This window comes from Microbacterium sp. ZXT2-5 (assembly GCF_055329545.1).
On record NZ_JBUZWD010000001.1, the window covers coordinates 680,118 to 693,776 of the forward strand.

Sequence of the window (13,659 nt, forward strand, 5' to 3'; positions counted from 1 at the left end):
TTCGAGTTTCCGTTCAACGTTGAACGAACGGACCGATTACCGTTATACATGACTGGTAATCGTTGAACAAGCGTCGCCGTCGTGACAGTCTGAACGGCGCCGCGAACGAAGGGAAGGGGCACCGATGCCACGGACCACCCTGAAAGACGTCGCCGACCGCGTCGGCGTTTCCGCCAAGACCGTGTCGAACGTGGTCAACGGAACCGGGTGGGTGACCGACGAGCTCCGCGACCGGGTGCGTGCCGCTCTCGTCGAACTCGGCTACCGCCCCAACGCCGCGGCCCGTCAGCTCCGGAGCGGACGCAGCGGAATGATCGCACTCGCCATCCCCGAACTCAGCCAGCCCTACTTCGCCGAGCTCGCCGCCGAACTCGTGCGAGCTGCACAGGAGCGATCGATCACCGTGCTCGTCAACCAGACCGACGGCAGAGCCGACGCCGAGCGACGCATCAGCGACGGCATCGACGCACCGGTCATGGACGGGCTGATCATGAGCCCGCTCGCGCTGGGCGCCCGCGACCTCGAAGGCCGGCTCGACACCACGCCACTGGTGCTGCTGGGCGAGCACATCGGCGAGAGCGCGTTCCCGCACGTCACGGTGGACAACACGGCCGCCGCGAAGGCCGCGACGGCGCACCTGCTCGAACAGGGCTGTCGGCGCATCGCGGCGATCGGTGCTCAGAGCTCGGGTCCGAACGAGACCTCGCTGCTGCGCCTCGCCGGATACTCCGCCGCCCTCGAGGAGGCGGGGATCGACGTCGACGACCGCCTCGTCGCCTATGTCGACGAGTACCACCGCGCCGACGGCGCCGCCGCCGCCCGCCGGCTGATCGACGCCGGCGTCGACTTCGACGGGGTCTTCGCGTTCAACGACCTCCTCGCGCTCGGGGCGATGCACGTGCTGGTCACCTCCGGCATCCGCGTGCCCGACGACGTCGCGGTCATCGGCTTCGACGACATCGACGAAGCCCGCTACAGCACGCCGACCCTCAGCTCCGTGGCGCCCGATACTGCGGCGCTCGCACGAAAGGCGATCGACCTGCTCTTCGAAGACCCGCCCACGCAGGGCATCCACACCGTCGGCCACACCATCGCGCACCGCGCGAGCACGAGAGGCGCTTCCGAATGATCAACGCACAGTGGCAGTTCAGCGGCGTGGACGCCACATCGCAGGACGGCACCTACCCGCGGCCGCAGCTCGTGCGACCGGCATGGCTCGACCTGGGCGGCGAGTGGGAGTTCGCCCGCGACGACGACCTCAGCCGCACGGTGGACGACGTCGAGTTCACGCGCACGATCGTCGTGCCGTTCCCGCCCGAATCGCCCGCCTCGGGCATCCACGAGACGGACTTCCTGCCCTGTGTCTGGTACCGACGCACCCTGGGGGCGGACGATCTCCGGGCTGCCGGCTGGCCGTCCCAGGGGCGCCGCGTGCTGCTGCACTTCGGAGCGGTCGACCATTCGGCGACCGTGTGGGTCAACGGCCGGCTCGTCGCGACGCACGAAGGCGGTCAGTCCCCGTTCGTGGCCGACATCACCGCGGTGATCGACCCCGACGGTGAGAATGTGCTCGTCGTCCGCGCGGTCGACCTCCCGGACGACGTCTCGGTCTTGCGAGGCAAGCAGGACTGGCACGAGCAGCCGCACTCGATCTGGTACCACCGCACGACCGGCATCTGGCAGCCCGTCTGGCTCGAGTGCGTCCCGGATGCGTCCGTGGACGCCCTCACCTGGCGCAGCGACCTCCCCACCGCTTCCGTCCTCATCGACGTCGCCCTCGACGGTCGCCCTCCCGAGGACTCATGGGTCGCTGTGGCGATCTCCCACCAGGGGGTGACCCTCGCCGAGGCTCGCGTCCGCACCATGGGCGGGTCCGTCTGCCCCATCAGGCTGGTGATTCCCGCCCAGCTGAACGGACAGCAGTACGAGGAGCTGCTGTGGCGGCCCGAGAAGCCCACCCTGCTGCGGGCGACGGTCGCCCTTGAAAGTGCCGACGGAGCGTCGATCGACGTCGTCGGCAGCTACGTCGGCTTGCGAAGCGTGGACGCGTGCGCCGATCACCTCCTGCTCAACGACCGCCCGACGACCATTCGCGCCGTCCTCGCCCAGAACTACTGGCCGCAGACGCATCTCGCCGCGACACCCGAGATGCTCCGCCGCGAAGTGGAGCTGATCCTCGAGCTGGGGTTCAACACCGCACGGGTGCATCAGAAGGCCGAAGACCCCCGGTTCCTGTACTGGGCTGACCGGCTCGGGCTCATGATCTGGGCCGAGACCGCCAGCGCGTATGCCTTCGACGCGCGGGCGATCGGGAGCCTGGTCAGAGAGTGGACGGACATCGTCGCGCGGGACCAGTCCCATCCCTGCATCATCGTCTGGGTACCGCTCAACGAGAGCTGGGGCGTGCAGCACATCTCGCACGATGCGCGACAGCGCGCACTGAGCAGATCGATCACCGACCTGACACGGGCTCTGGACGGTACGCGACCGGTCGTCTCGAACGACGGCTGGGAGCACACGTCATCGGATCTGTGGACGATCCACGACTACGAGGCCGATCCCGCTGTGCTCGCCCAGAGGTATGGGGACGACGCGAGCGTCGCCGCCTTGCTGGACGGCTTCGGCCCGGCCGGGCGGCGCATGTCGCTGGAGGCGGCCCGGCCCGCCAAGCCCGTGCTCCTCACGGAGTTCGGGGGCGTGAGCCTCGCGACCGGGTCCGAGAAGGACTGGGGCTACTCCACCGCGGCCGATGTCGACGCCTTCGAGAAGCAGGTGAGCGCGATCCTGCACGCGGTGCGCACGGCCGACGGCCTCGCGGGGTTCTGCTACACGCAGCTGACCGACACCGGTCAGGAGACCAACGGGCTGTTGTTCGAGGATCGCTCGCCCAAGTTCGCCGTCGAGCGCATCCGCGCCGCCGTGCGCGGCTGACGCGGGTCGAGCGGCCGGCGACGGCTGATCGCCCGCGTCACCACCACCAGGACCGGCCCTGGAGAAGGTCGCCGAAGTCCTCGGGCGAGCCCCGCCCGGTGTGCCGGGAGCCGAGGTAGCTGTCGACGACCGCTCGCCCGAGGTCGTCGAGCTCCGGCGCCACGATCTGACCGCCGGCGCGCCGGGCGAGCGCGTCGATGAACCGCGCGAGGCCGGGGTCCTCCCCCAGCCGGAAGAACGTCGTCTGGGCGCCCAGCCGCTGCACCGTGTCGAGCTCGCGCACCGTGGCCGCCACCGTCCGGGGGTCCGGCGGATACGAGAAGAACACGCTCCCGTCCGGCCGCAGATGCGAGGTCGGCTCGCCGTCCGTCACGATCAGCAGCACCGGCTGCGCGGTGGGGTTCTTGCGGAAGTGCCGCTGGGCGAGCAGCAGCGCGTGCTGGAGGTTCGTGCCCTTGTCCCACACGGCGTCCTTGGCGGTGAGCTGCTCGATGTCGATCACCTCGGCGTGACGCGCGAACGCGATCAGCCGCAGGTTGTCGCCCCGGAACCGCGTCGAGATCAGGTGATGCAGAGCCAGCGCGGTGCGCTTCATCGGCACCCACCGGCCGTCCATCGCCATCGAGAACGACGTGTCCACCAGCAGCGCGACCGCCGCCTGCGTGCGCTGCTCGGTCTCGACGACCTCGACGTCTCGGGTGTCGAGCCGTACGCCGGATGACACGTCGCCCCCGTCCAGCACCGTCCGCAGCACCGCGTTCGACACCGTGCGCGGGATGTCCCACGGCTCGGTGTCGCCGAACGCCCACTCGCGCGTCGACCCCGTCCGGTCGCCCGCCGCGCCGGCGTTGCGCGTCTCCCGCCGCCCCAGCCGTCCGGACTGGCGCGTCGCGATGTCGCGCAGCAGCGCGCGCCCCAGCTGCCGCATCGCCCGCGGGGTGAGACGCAGCTGTCCGTCGGACGCCCGCTGCAGCATCCCGGTGTCCCTCAGCTCCTGCTCGAGCTCTTTCAGAGTGCGGGCGCTCACCGCGGCCCGCTCGCCGATGAGCCGCTCGAGGGCGTCGAGGTCGATGTCGTCCATGCGCGCGCCCGGATACATCTGACCGAGCTGATCGGTCAGCGCATCGAGGTCGGACAGGTCCTGCATGATGCCCGTCGCCTCGCCGAGACCCGTCGGCTGATCACCCGAGAACGATGCCGATCCCGTCCAGTCCTCTCCCGGCCGCAGCGAGCGCAGGTTGTCGTCGAGGCGCGACAGCGACTGCATGAGGTCGGGCGAGCCGAACGCCTGCTCGGCGAGGCTCAGCAGCTCGTCGCGCTGCTCGGGCGTCATCGAGTTGAGCATCCGCTGCGCCGCCGCAGCCCGCTCGGCGAGCGTGTCGAGCAGCTCGTCGAGGTTCTGCGGGTTCTCGGGGAACTGATCCCCGTGCCTGCGCATGAACTCGTCGAAGTCCTCCTGCGTGTCGTCTCCCATCCGGCGCTTCTCGAGCAGGTCGTTCAGATCGTTGAGCATGTCGCGGATCGCCTGCCGATCGGCATCCGTCGCATTCTCCAGCGCGTTCTTCATGCCGGCGAAGCGCTGATCCAGCAGCTCGCGGCCGAGCAGCTCGCGGATGCGGTCGTAGTCGGCCCGCGCGCTCGGGCTCTGCCAGTCGTAGTCGGCGAGGTCGTTGACGGCCGCGGCGGTGCTGGACGGCAGGTTCTCGAGCCGCATCTCGGCGAACGCGCGGGTGGTGTCGTCGAGGTTCACGTCGCGGACCAGGTGCTTGCGCTCCTCGAGCACGGCGCGGTCGAGCAGCTTCTTGACCTCTTCGAGGGTGCCGTCGAGGCGATGCCGCCGCGTGAGCTCGGCCCGGCGCTCGCGCACGCGGCGGGCGAGGTCGTCCAGACCGAGGCGGTCGCGGTCGCCGCGGCGGAGGTACTCGCGCAGCGCGCGGTCGGCGGAGGTTCCCGACATCACGTCCTGCCCGATCGCCTCCAGCGCCGACTGCACCTCGACCGGCGGCGCGAGCGGGTCGCCGCCGGTGTACCGCCCGTAGCGCGCGGTGTGGCCCGGTGTGCGGTGGAAGGAGCGGACCATCAGCGGATGCCTCCTCCAGACGGGTCACCCATAGACCGTCTCACCCCCGGCGCTGTCCTTGCCGATGCGCTTGTCGAGGTAGAGGGACTCCAGGAGCAGCTCGAGCGCACCCGCGCGCTCACCGGGCGTGTGCGCGTCGAGGCGCTCGGCGACCTGATCGTAGAGGTCGGACTCGCCCAGCACCGGCATCGCGGCGAGCACGTCGGCGGCGGTCACCTGCTCGCCGGTCATCACCGTCGCGCCGTCGTGGAGGGCGTCGGCGAGCGCACGGGCGTCGATGCCGCGCAGGTGCGCGCGGGCGGTGTCGGCGACGGCGGTGCGCAGCAGGTGCTCGAGGATGGCGCGCTCGCGTCCCTCCTCCCCCGTCTCGAACTCGATCTTGCCGCCGAGCACGTCGACGGCGGTCTCGAGGTCCACGGGTCGGGCGACGGCGACGTCCTCGTGCTGACGCGTCGCCCGATGCAGGGCCGCCGCGGCGATCGTCTCGGCGCCGGCGATCGCGAAGCGCGCGGATACGCCGGCACGCTGGTCGACGGCATCCGATTCCCGGAGGTTGCGCGTGAACCGCGCCAGCACCTCGAGAAGGTGGGAAGGCACGGCGGCGACGAGGTCGGCCTCCTGCCGGATGACGGCGATCTCCTCGTCGATCGTCTGCGGGTAGTGCGTGCGGATCTCGGCCCCGAAGCGGTCCTGCAGCGGCGTGATGATGCGGCCGCGGTTCGTGTAGTCCTCGGGGTTCGCCGTCGCGACGACGAGCACGTCGAGGTCCAGGCGCAGCACGTAGCCGCGGATCTGGATGTCGCGCTCCTCCATCACGTTGAGGAGGGAGACCTGGATGCGCTCGGCGAGGTCGGGCAGCTCGTTGATGGCGACGATGCCGCCGTTGCTGCGGGGCACGAGTCCGTAGTGGATCGTCTCGGGGTCGCCGAGCGAGCGGCCCTCGGCGACCTTGATCGGGTCGACGTCGCCGATGAGGTCGGCCACCGACGTGTCGGGCGTGGCGAGCTTCTCGGCGTACCGCTGGCTGCGGTGGCGCCACGCGATGGGCAGGTCGTCGCCCAGTTTGCTCGCGCGGCGGACGGATGCGGGGGCGATGGGGTGGAAGGGATGCTCGCCGAGCTCCGACCCCTCGATCACCGGCGACCACTCGTCGAGGAGCCCGACGAGGCTGCGCAGGAGCCGGGTCTTGCCCTGCCCGCGCTCGCCGAGCAGCACGACGTCGTGACCGGCGAGGAGGGCGCGCTCGAGCTGCGGGATGACGGTGTCGTCGAAGCCGTGGATGCCGGGCCACGGGTCCTCGCCGTTCGCCAGGGCGGCGAGGAGGTTCTCACGCAGCTCGATGCGGACCGGCCGGTAGGTGTGACCCGATGCGCGCAGCTGCCCGGCCGTCGTGATCCCCGAAGGCGAAGGTGTCATGCCCGGGAGGCTACGCCTGCTGCGGCGGGGCGAGGGCCGGACCGGGGGAAATTCTCGGGGACGGGGTCGGGGACGGGGTTTGGATGGGTGGGGCCGCCCATGATTCGGTGCGACCGCCCCCACCTGCGGACGGTGGGCTTGCGCGTGAATCCATAGGCTAGTCGTATATATCTTCGAGTGTCTGAGGCTCATGCCACAATGAACTATGGACATCTTCTCCGACCTGCAGGACGCGATCAGCGCCCTGCAGGACGCCCTCGGAGACGGCGATGCCGCGCGGATTCCGGCGACCGTGCACGGACTCGACGACGACGAACTCCTGCGGGTGATCCGGAGCGCGACGACGCTCGTGCGCGCCGGAGAGTCCGTCCGTATCGCGGCGTCGGGCGTCGTCGCGGCGCGCTCGACCAGGGATGCCGGTCACAGCGGCCTCGCACAGAAGAACGGGCACCGGTCCGCCGTGTCGCTCATCCAAGACCTGACTGGCAGCACCCGCGCCGACGCGACGAAGCAGGTGCGCATCGGGGAGGCGCTGGCCACCTCACTCGTGCCGGCGGGTTCGGACGCGGGCTCGGGCGACGACGAATCGGGGATGACCTGTGGGACGCCGGCTGCGCCGCCCTGGCACGCCGCGCTGGGCGAGGCTCTGCTGGTGGGCACGCTGACGTCCGCGCAGCACGACGCCATCTTCCGCGGTCTCGGCGATCCGCCCGCGGGCGTCGACGACGAACACGCCGACGATACGGCGGCGCGCGACGCGTGGGCGCTCGCGGCACAGCAGCTGGTCGATGAAGCGCAGGTGCGCACCGTCGAAGAACTCGGGACTGCTGCTCGCGCAGTCCGCGACCTGCTCGACCCCGAGGGCGCGCAGCGCCGCTTCGACGAGCGGTTCGACGCGCGCTCCTTCCGCACCTGGACCGACCGCGACGGCGTGCGCCGCGGCAGCTTCACGTTCGACGACGTCGGCGCCGTCGGCATCGACACCATCATCGCCACCGCGCTGCGCCCGCGTCGCGGCGGACCGCGCTTCGTCGATCCCGACGAGGCGGCGCGGGCTCAGGAGCTCTCCGACGATCCGCGCACGAACGATCAGATCGCCTACGACCTGATCATGGACATCATCCGGGCCGGCGCGCTCGCCGACGCCTCGACGGTGTTCGGCACGCGACAGGCCGGCATCCGCATCGTCGCCACCCAGGATGCCCACGACGGCGCCATGACCGGACGGCCGGCGGTCGCCCTCGTCGAAGACACCGGTTCGACGCTGCCAGGCTGGGTCATCGCGGCTCGAACCTGCGACACCGCGACGGTCACCGTCACCCTCGACCCGTCCGGCAATCCGCTCCACCTCGGCCGCGAAGCACGACTGTTCAGCCCGGCACAGCGCGTCGCGTTGGCGGTCCGTGATGGCGGATGCCGCATCCCCGACTGCGACCGACCCGCCTCGTACTGCGAGGCGCACCACATCGACCCGTACGCGCACGGCGGCCGCACCGACGTCGATCGGGGCATCCTGCTCTGCGCGTTCCACCACATGAACCTGCATCATCATCGGTGGCGCATCACCCGCGACGGCACGGAGGAGTTCGTCCTCCATCGCCCCGGTCTTCCGCCCGTCCCGCTGCCCATGCGGGTCGCTCGACGCTACGACTTCGGCGACCTCGCTCCTCCAGGTCGAAGACTCCACCCCGCCGGGTAGCGCCGTGCCGGCGCCGAGTGCGCCGCGCGGTTCGCATCGCGACGGGAGTTGCCGCGACGCAGCGGGTCGCCCTCTAACCTTCGGCGCGGAGGGCCTCATCTTTCGCGGGGCCGCGGGTCGCGGCATCCGTCGTCCCCTTCTTCCGTCGATCACGCGCGGCCCCGACGATCGAGATCGCGGCGTAGAGGAAGAGCCCGCCGGCGACGACCGCGAGCACGATGGTGCGGTTCGAGCCGTTGAGGACGTTGTTCACCCAGCCCAGCAGCGGCAGGCTGTACCAGAGCGTGCCGCGGACCTGCACGGACTTCACCGGCTCCGGATCGACCGCGTCATTGTTGTCGCCCTTCGTGATGAAGGTCAGCTCGCCATCCGCATACGTCTTCGAGACCACGCGATGACTCACGACAGCCGCCTCGCCCGACCGGATCTGATACGTGATCACATCGCCCACGCGGATGTCGTCCACCGGCGTCGGCCGGATGACGACGAGCGTCCCCGGCGGCAGCCCCGGCTCCATCGACTGCGTCAGCACCGTCATCGCGCTGCCCCCGACCACGACCGGCAGACCGACCACCGCGACGGCTACGCCGAGCAGCAGCACGAGGATCGACGCACTCAGCGACACGGCGAGGTAGTGCCGCAGGCTCTGGCCCTCGTCGGGCCGACGAGACGCGGCGCGGCCGGCGGGGACCGCGTCAGCGATCGTCTCAACGGACGCGGTGTGCGGCGGAGCTTCGGTGGTCATCGTCATGGGAATCGATCTCGCAGGGGTTCAGGAGCAGTGGTAGCGGGGGCCGGACTGAGCCGACTCCGACGGGTTCGTGGTGCGGGTGACCTCGACTGGCGCGCTCGCGGGCGCCGTCGTCCCCGAGGCCGAGGTCTCGGTCGCCTCGACGGCGAGGGAGTACGTGCCGTTCTGGGCGATCGCGGTGCCGCTCAACACAGCCGAGACCGTCGCATCGGCGCTCGTCACCGTCGCAACGGTGGCTCCGGACGCGACGTCGTACAGGCGGTACGAGATGGCGGCGGTGTCGGTGCGGTGAGCGGGGGCGCTCCACGTCAGGCGGATGTCGCGTCCACCTTCTCGCAGACACGTCGGTGTGCCGGCGGCGGCCAGCCGGTAGGCGGTCTGCGTGATCGAGGCGGCGGTCGCCGACGTCGTCCAGTGCGCGCCGACCGCGCCGGTGACGCTCAAGGTCGCGGTCGCGCTCTGCCCCTGCAGCTCCGCGTTCGTGGCGCCCTCGATCTGCGTCGAGACGCAGATCGTGACGCTCGCACCGGCGGCGAGTGTGCGTGCCGCCGCGGGCAGCGCGGGAGCAGTGTCGGCGAGCGTCGTCACGACCGCGCCGACGGGAGCCGTCGCACCGCACGTGCCGGTCCACAGCCGCAGGGTGGTCTTCTGGGTGAGCGTCGTGCTGCCGGTCACCCGGTTGGCGAGGGCATACGACAGCGGCGCACCGCCGGCGTTCGTGATCGTGAGCTCGCCGACGACGGCCGCCGAACGACTGCCGGCGTAGCGGTACGTCGTGGTCAGCGCACCCGTCTGCGCCAGCGTAGTGGTGACGGTCGCGGACGAGGTGGACGCCGACACCGACGCGCTCGCGACCCATGCGGCGGTCGCCCCGCCCGCGCCGCCGAGCACCGCGAGGGTGACGAGCGCGGCGATCGGTCCGAGGTGGCGACGGCGGATCATCGGTGCACCTGCGTTCCGGAGACGGTGAGCGAGAGGACGGATGCCGCTCCCCCGGCCGCGTCCGCCGGTGCATCGTGCGGCAGGCCGACGCCGATGCACACGATGTGCGAGGCGCCGGGGGCGAGGGTGAGCTGCAGGTCGGAACCGGTGGCGGCGCCGACCCGGGTGGTCACCGTCGCCGGCACGCGACCGGCGGTGCAGTCCGCGGCCGACGCGGCCGTGCCGGCGGTGACGGCGACCGCCGCCGTGAAGGCGGTGGCGCCGGCCGAGCTCGTCACCGGGTCGATCGCGAGGGCGAGCGCCGTGGTGCCGGTGTTGCGCACGGTGGTCGGTGCCCGGACGGTGCGGCCCGGGTAGAGATCGGTGGCCGAGAGCTCGAGGGGCGTGGCGGTGAGGCCCGCCGATCCGGCACGGAGCGTGACGGCGGATGCCGCCGGCGCCGCCGCCGTCCAGATCGCGAACGTTCCCCCGCCGGCCAGGACGCCGAGGACGATCGCACCGGCGGCGCCCAGCGCACCCAGCAGCAGGCGCCGGGGCGCCGTAGCGCGACGGGTGTCGCGCTGTGCGGCGTGGCGGCGGGTGCGGCGGGTCATGGCGGGGTCCCTCGGTCGGTGTCGCAGCGGGAGAAGGGGGCGGAGCGGGCGGCGTCCGCCGGAGGGCCCGCCTCTTCGGAGGCGGGCCCTCTCGGATTACTCGACGTCCTGCGTGAGGCTGACGGTCAGCGCGTCGAGGGTGACGGCGCCGTTCATCGCGTCGTTGTTGCCGCCGACGACCTCGCCGTACGGGAAGGCGATGGTGACCGTGACGGTGACGTCCTCGCTGACGACGCCGGCGCCCGGGGTGACGGTGAACGTCGGGCCGGTGCCGCTGATGCCGGTGCCGGAGGCGGTGAGCTCGGCGGAGTCGGTGAGGTAGCCCGCCAGCGCCACATCAGCGGGGTTCCCCGCGTCGGCGGGAGCGATCGACGAATCGGTCAGGGCGAGCGTTGCGCTCAGGCTGTCGCCCTCGGCACCGACCTTCATCGTCTTCGTGTAGGTGAGCACGTCGCCGGGCGCGACGGCGTAGTCGGCGATGGTGATCGGCGCGCCGTTGGCGGTCCAGGTTCCCTCGGCCTGCGCGGCCTCGACGACCAGGTTGCCCGACACGATCGACGCACCCTGCGCCGACGCCGACGAGTTCCAGGTGGCGAACGTGCCCGCGCCGCCCAGCAGCAGGATGACGCCGGCGGTAGTGGCGATGGAGGCCTTGACGATCTTCTTCATGGGAATGTCCTTTCGCGGGAAGACCCGCTCTTCATCTGCGGAGTCAGAGGTGCCGGGACCTGCGCGGCCGGTCTCCCGATCGCTCCTCGAGCACGATGAAAGTCTTCAGCCCGCGCCGCAACGTCCCGCCGAGCGACCGCCAGCGCTCCCGCAAGGCATCCGCAAGATCTGCGTGAGCGTGGGAGCGATCCCATCCGAACCGCAAGATCAGCGCAAGAACACCCGGATCGGACTTTTCGCGCGGATTCGGTGTGCTAATCGCCGCCGGGCGATCAGCGGTTGTCGCCGGAGACGTCGATCAGCACCTTGCCCACCGCCCCCTGCTCGACGGCGTCATGGGCGGCTGACGTCTCCTCGAGCGCGAACCACGTGAGCGGGAGCCCCGCTGCCTCACCCACCGGAAGCGCGCCGTCGTGCAGCGCAGCGGTGATGTCCTCCACGGCGGCCTGGAGCGCGGCATCCCCCACGGTGTAGAGCAGCAGACCCTGGAGCCGCACGTTCTTCGCGAATGTGGGCCGCACCGGGATCGTGGCGGCCGCGCCGCCGTTGTCGGCGTAGTACGCGATCGAGCCGTGGTTGGCGACGACCTGCCCGTCGAGATCGGCGTTCTGCGCGATCGACACCTCGACGATGTGGTCGACGCCGCCGCGCGCGAGCGCGGCGATGCGCTCGGCGGCGTCGCCGTCACGATAGTTCACGACGTGATCGGCTCCCGCGGCTCGCGCGAGCGCGGCCTTCTCGTCGCTCGAGACCGTCGCGATCACCGTCGCCCCCGCCCACACCGCGAGCTGGATGGCGGCGTGCCCGACGGCACCCGCTCCCCCGGCGACCAGCACGACGCGCCCGTCGAGCGATCCCGGCGACAGCCGTGCCGGCCCGAACTCGTGCACCGTGAGCGCCCGGTGCGCCGTCATCGCGGGCACGCCGAGGCTCGCTGCGACATCGAAGCCGATCCCCTCGGGCAGTTTCACGGCGCGCTGCGCGGGGATGACCGCGAACTCCTGCGCGGTGCCGGTGGGGCGCTGGTGCTGGGCGAGATACAGCCACACACGGTCGCCGACCGCCAGTTCCGTCACGCCCTCACCGACGGCGTCCACGACTCCGGCGCCGTCCTGATTCGGCACGACCTCGTCGAACGCCGGCGCGGATCCGGCGGCGGCGCGCGCCTTCCAGTCCGTCGGGTTCACCCCGGAGACGGCGACCTTCACGCGGACCTCCCCGGTCCCGGGTTCCGCGGGCTCCCGCTCCGCGAGCGAGAGGACGGACGAGCTGCCGGTGCGGGAGTAGACGATCGATCGCATGCGACAGGCCAACGCGGCGGCGACCGCGGGCATTTCCGATCGCTAGGCCGGCCGCCCGGCGCGGCTCATGGCGTCGGCGAACCCGTCGAGCAGGAGCTCCAGGCCGTACTCGAACTCGGCGGCGTCGTCCTGCCCGGCGAGCGTCGGGCCGATCTCGGTGACCAGCGGGAGCAGCTTCTCGGCACTGGCATCCTGCATGCTGTCTCGGATGGGCGGGGTGATCGCCCTCGCCTCGGGCGAGAAGTAGCCGCCGACCTCGATGTCGAGCGTGCCGAGCGAGTAGGCGGCGAGTGCGCGGTAGCAGCGCGCGGTGCTGAGCGCGTCGAAACCCGCACGGCGGAAGGACCGGAAGCCTGCTTCCACGAACGCGAGCGCGTCGGGGGTGTGGGGCGGGAACCTATGGATCAGGCGCGCGGCGTTCGGGTGGCGCATCGCGACATGACGCACCGAGCGCATGATGAACCGCATCGCGTCGCGCCAGTGGACGTCTTCGGGGGGCGTGTCCACTTCGGCGAGCAGCAGCTGCGCGACGGCGTCGAGAAGGGCGTCCTTGTCGGCGAAGTACGTGTACAGCGACATCGCGGACGTGCCCAGATCCTGCGCGAGTCTTCGCATGCTCAGGGCGTCCACGCCGTTCGCGTCGATCGCCGCCAGGGCCGCGTCGGCGATCACGCGCTGTGAGAGCTTTTCTGCCAATTCCGAACCTCCTGCTTGACAGCGTACATCGTACGCTGCAATATGTACGACGTATCCGTACACCGTACAGAGATATGACTACACCGTAAGGAGCTGAGATGTCCGAGATCCGGGAAGCGACGCCCGAGGACGCGGCGGCGCTCGACGAGATGGTGCGGGAACTCGCCGCCCATGAGGATTCGCTGGAGCACGTCCTCGTCGGCGCTGCCGAGTGGCGCACCCTGCTGGCGCGTCCCGAGGTGACCGTGCTGATCGCCGAGGCCGAGGGCGAGGCGGTCGGGTTCACGTCGATGGTGCGCCGCCTGCACCTGTGGAGCGGCCGAGACCTCCTCGCGCTCGACGACCTCTATGTCCGGCCGGGCCATCGCGACAACGGCGTCGGCGGCCGGCTGATGAACGCGGCCGCGCGTCTGGCCTCCCGCGACGATCTGCTCGTCGCGTGGGGCGTGAGGCTCGACAACCACGCCGGCCAGCGCTTCTACGCACGCCTCGGCGCGACCCTGAGCACGAAGATGGCGGCCTCCTGGACGCCCGACCGCTACCGCCGACACCTGACAACGACCATCCACTGACAACGGGAG

At 71.1% G+C, this 13,659-nt stretch carries 12 protein-coding genes; 4 read left to right on the plus strand and 8 right to left on the minus strand.

Going from position 1 to position 13,659, the window contains the following annotated elements; genetic code table 11:
- Window positions 1-124 precede the first annotated feature (124 nt).
- Together ACZBH1_RS02990 and ACZBH1_RS02995 are read left to right on the plus strand one after the other, a co-directional pair.
- Window positions 125-1,129 carry a LacI family DNA-binding transcriptional regulator gene (locus ACZBH1_RS02990; RefSeq protein ID WP_452324163.1) on the plus strand — a complete coding sequence of 335 codons (1,005 nt, stop codon included), beginning with the start codon at window positions 125-127 and terminating at the stop codon, window positions 1,127-1,129.
- On the plus strand, window positions 1,126-2,931 hold the full coding sequence (locus ACZBH1_RS02995) for a glycoside hydrolase family 2 protein (RefSeq protein WP_463645465.1): 1,806 nt from the start codon (window positions 1,126-1,128) through the stop codon (window positions 2,929-2,931). The genes ACZBH1_RS02990 and ACZBH1_RS02995 overlap by 4 nt, the downstream gene beginning before the upstream one ends.
- A 37-nt stretch (window positions 2,932-2,968) precedes the next feature.
- Here the strand turns inward: ACZBH1_RS02995 and ACZBH1_RS03000 are convergent, their stop codons facing one another.
- Window positions 2,969-5,011 carry a vWA domain-containing protein gene (locus tag ACZBH1_RS03000; RefSeq protein WP_463645466.1) on the minus strand — a complete coding sequence of 681 codons (2,043 nt, stop codon included), beginning with the start codon at window positions 5,009-5,011 and terminating at the stop codon, window positions 2,969-2,971.
- A 24-nt stretch (window positions 5,012-5,035) separates the two neighbouring features.
- Entirely contained in the window at window positions 5,036-6,427 is a 1,392-nt protein-coding gene (locus tag ACZBH1_RS03005; protein WP_452324160.1) for an AAA family ATPase, read from the minus strand.
- 205 nt (window positions 6,428-6,632) lie between these two features.
- Here ACZBH1_RS03005 and ACZBH1_RS03010 point away from each other — a divergent pair, with 205 nt between their 5' ends.
- On the plus strand, window positions 6,633-8,126 hold the full coding sequence (locus ACZBH1_RS03010; protein ID WP_452324159.1) for an HNH endonuclease signature motif containing protein: 1,494 nt from the start codon (window positions 6,633-6,635) through the stop codon (window positions 8,124-8,126).
- A 73-nt stretch (window positions 8,127-8,199) separates the two neighbouring features.
- Here ACZBH1_RS03010 and ACZBH1_RS03015 read toward each other — a convergent pair whose 3' ends face one another.
- From ACZBH1_RS03015 to ACZBH1_RS03040, 6 genes are all read right to left on the minus strand, one after another.
- The gene (locus ACZBH1_RS03015) at window positions 8,200-8,871 is read right to left on the minus strand and encodes a signal peptidase I (protein WP_463645467.1); all 672 of its coding nucleotides are present in this window, start codon (window positions 8,869-8,871) and stop codon (window positions 8,200-8,202) included.
- 27 nt (window positions 8,872-8,898) lie between these two features.
- The gene (locus ACZBH1_RS03020) at window positions 8,899-9,819 is read right to left on the minus strand and encodes a hypothetical protein (RefSeq protein WP_463645468.1); all 921 of its coding nucleotides are present in this window, start codon (window positions 9,817-9,819) and stop codon (window positions 8,899-8,901) included.
- Entirely contained in the window at window positions 9,816-10,412 is a 597-nt protein-coding gene (locus ACZBH1_RS03025; RefSeq protein WP_463645469.1) for a hypothetical protein, read from the minus strand. Before ACZBH1_RS03025 ends, ACZBH1_RS03020 begins: the two co-directional genes overlap by 4 nt.
- Before the next feature lie 96 nt (window positions 10,413-10,508).
- The gene (locus ACZBH1_RS03030) at window positions 10,509-11,081 is read right to left on the minus strand and encodes an alternate-type signal peptide domain-containing protein (RefSeq protein WP_463645470.1); all 573 of its coding nucleotides are present in this window, start codon (window positions 11,079-11,081) and stop codon (window positions 10,509-10,511) included.
- A 272-nt stretch (window positions 11,082-11,353) separates the two neighbouring features.
- Entirely contained in the window at window positions 11,354-12,382 is a 1,029-nt protein-coding gene (locus ACZBH1_RS03035; protein WP_463645471.1) for an NADPH:quinone reductase, read from the minus strand.
- A gap of 42 nt (window positions 12,383-12,424) precedes the next feature.
- Window positions 12,425-13,078 carry a TetR/AcrR family transcriptional regulator gene (locus ACZBH1_RS03040; RefSeq protein WP_463645472.1) on the minus strand — a complete coding sequence of 218 codons (654 nt, stop codon included), beginning with the start codon at window positions 13,076-13,078 and terminating at the stop codon, window positions 12,425-12,427.
- A gap of 98 nt (window positions 13,079-13,176) precedes the next feature.
- Here ACZBH1_RS03040 and ACZBH1_RS03045 point away from each other — a divergent pair, with 98 nt between their 5' ends.
- Entirely contained in the window at window positions 13,177-13,650 is a 474-nt protein-coding gene (locus ACZBH1_RS03045; protein WP_463645473.1) for a GNAT family N-acetyltransferase, read from the plus strand.
- Window positions 13,651-13,659 lie beyond the last annotated feature (9 nt).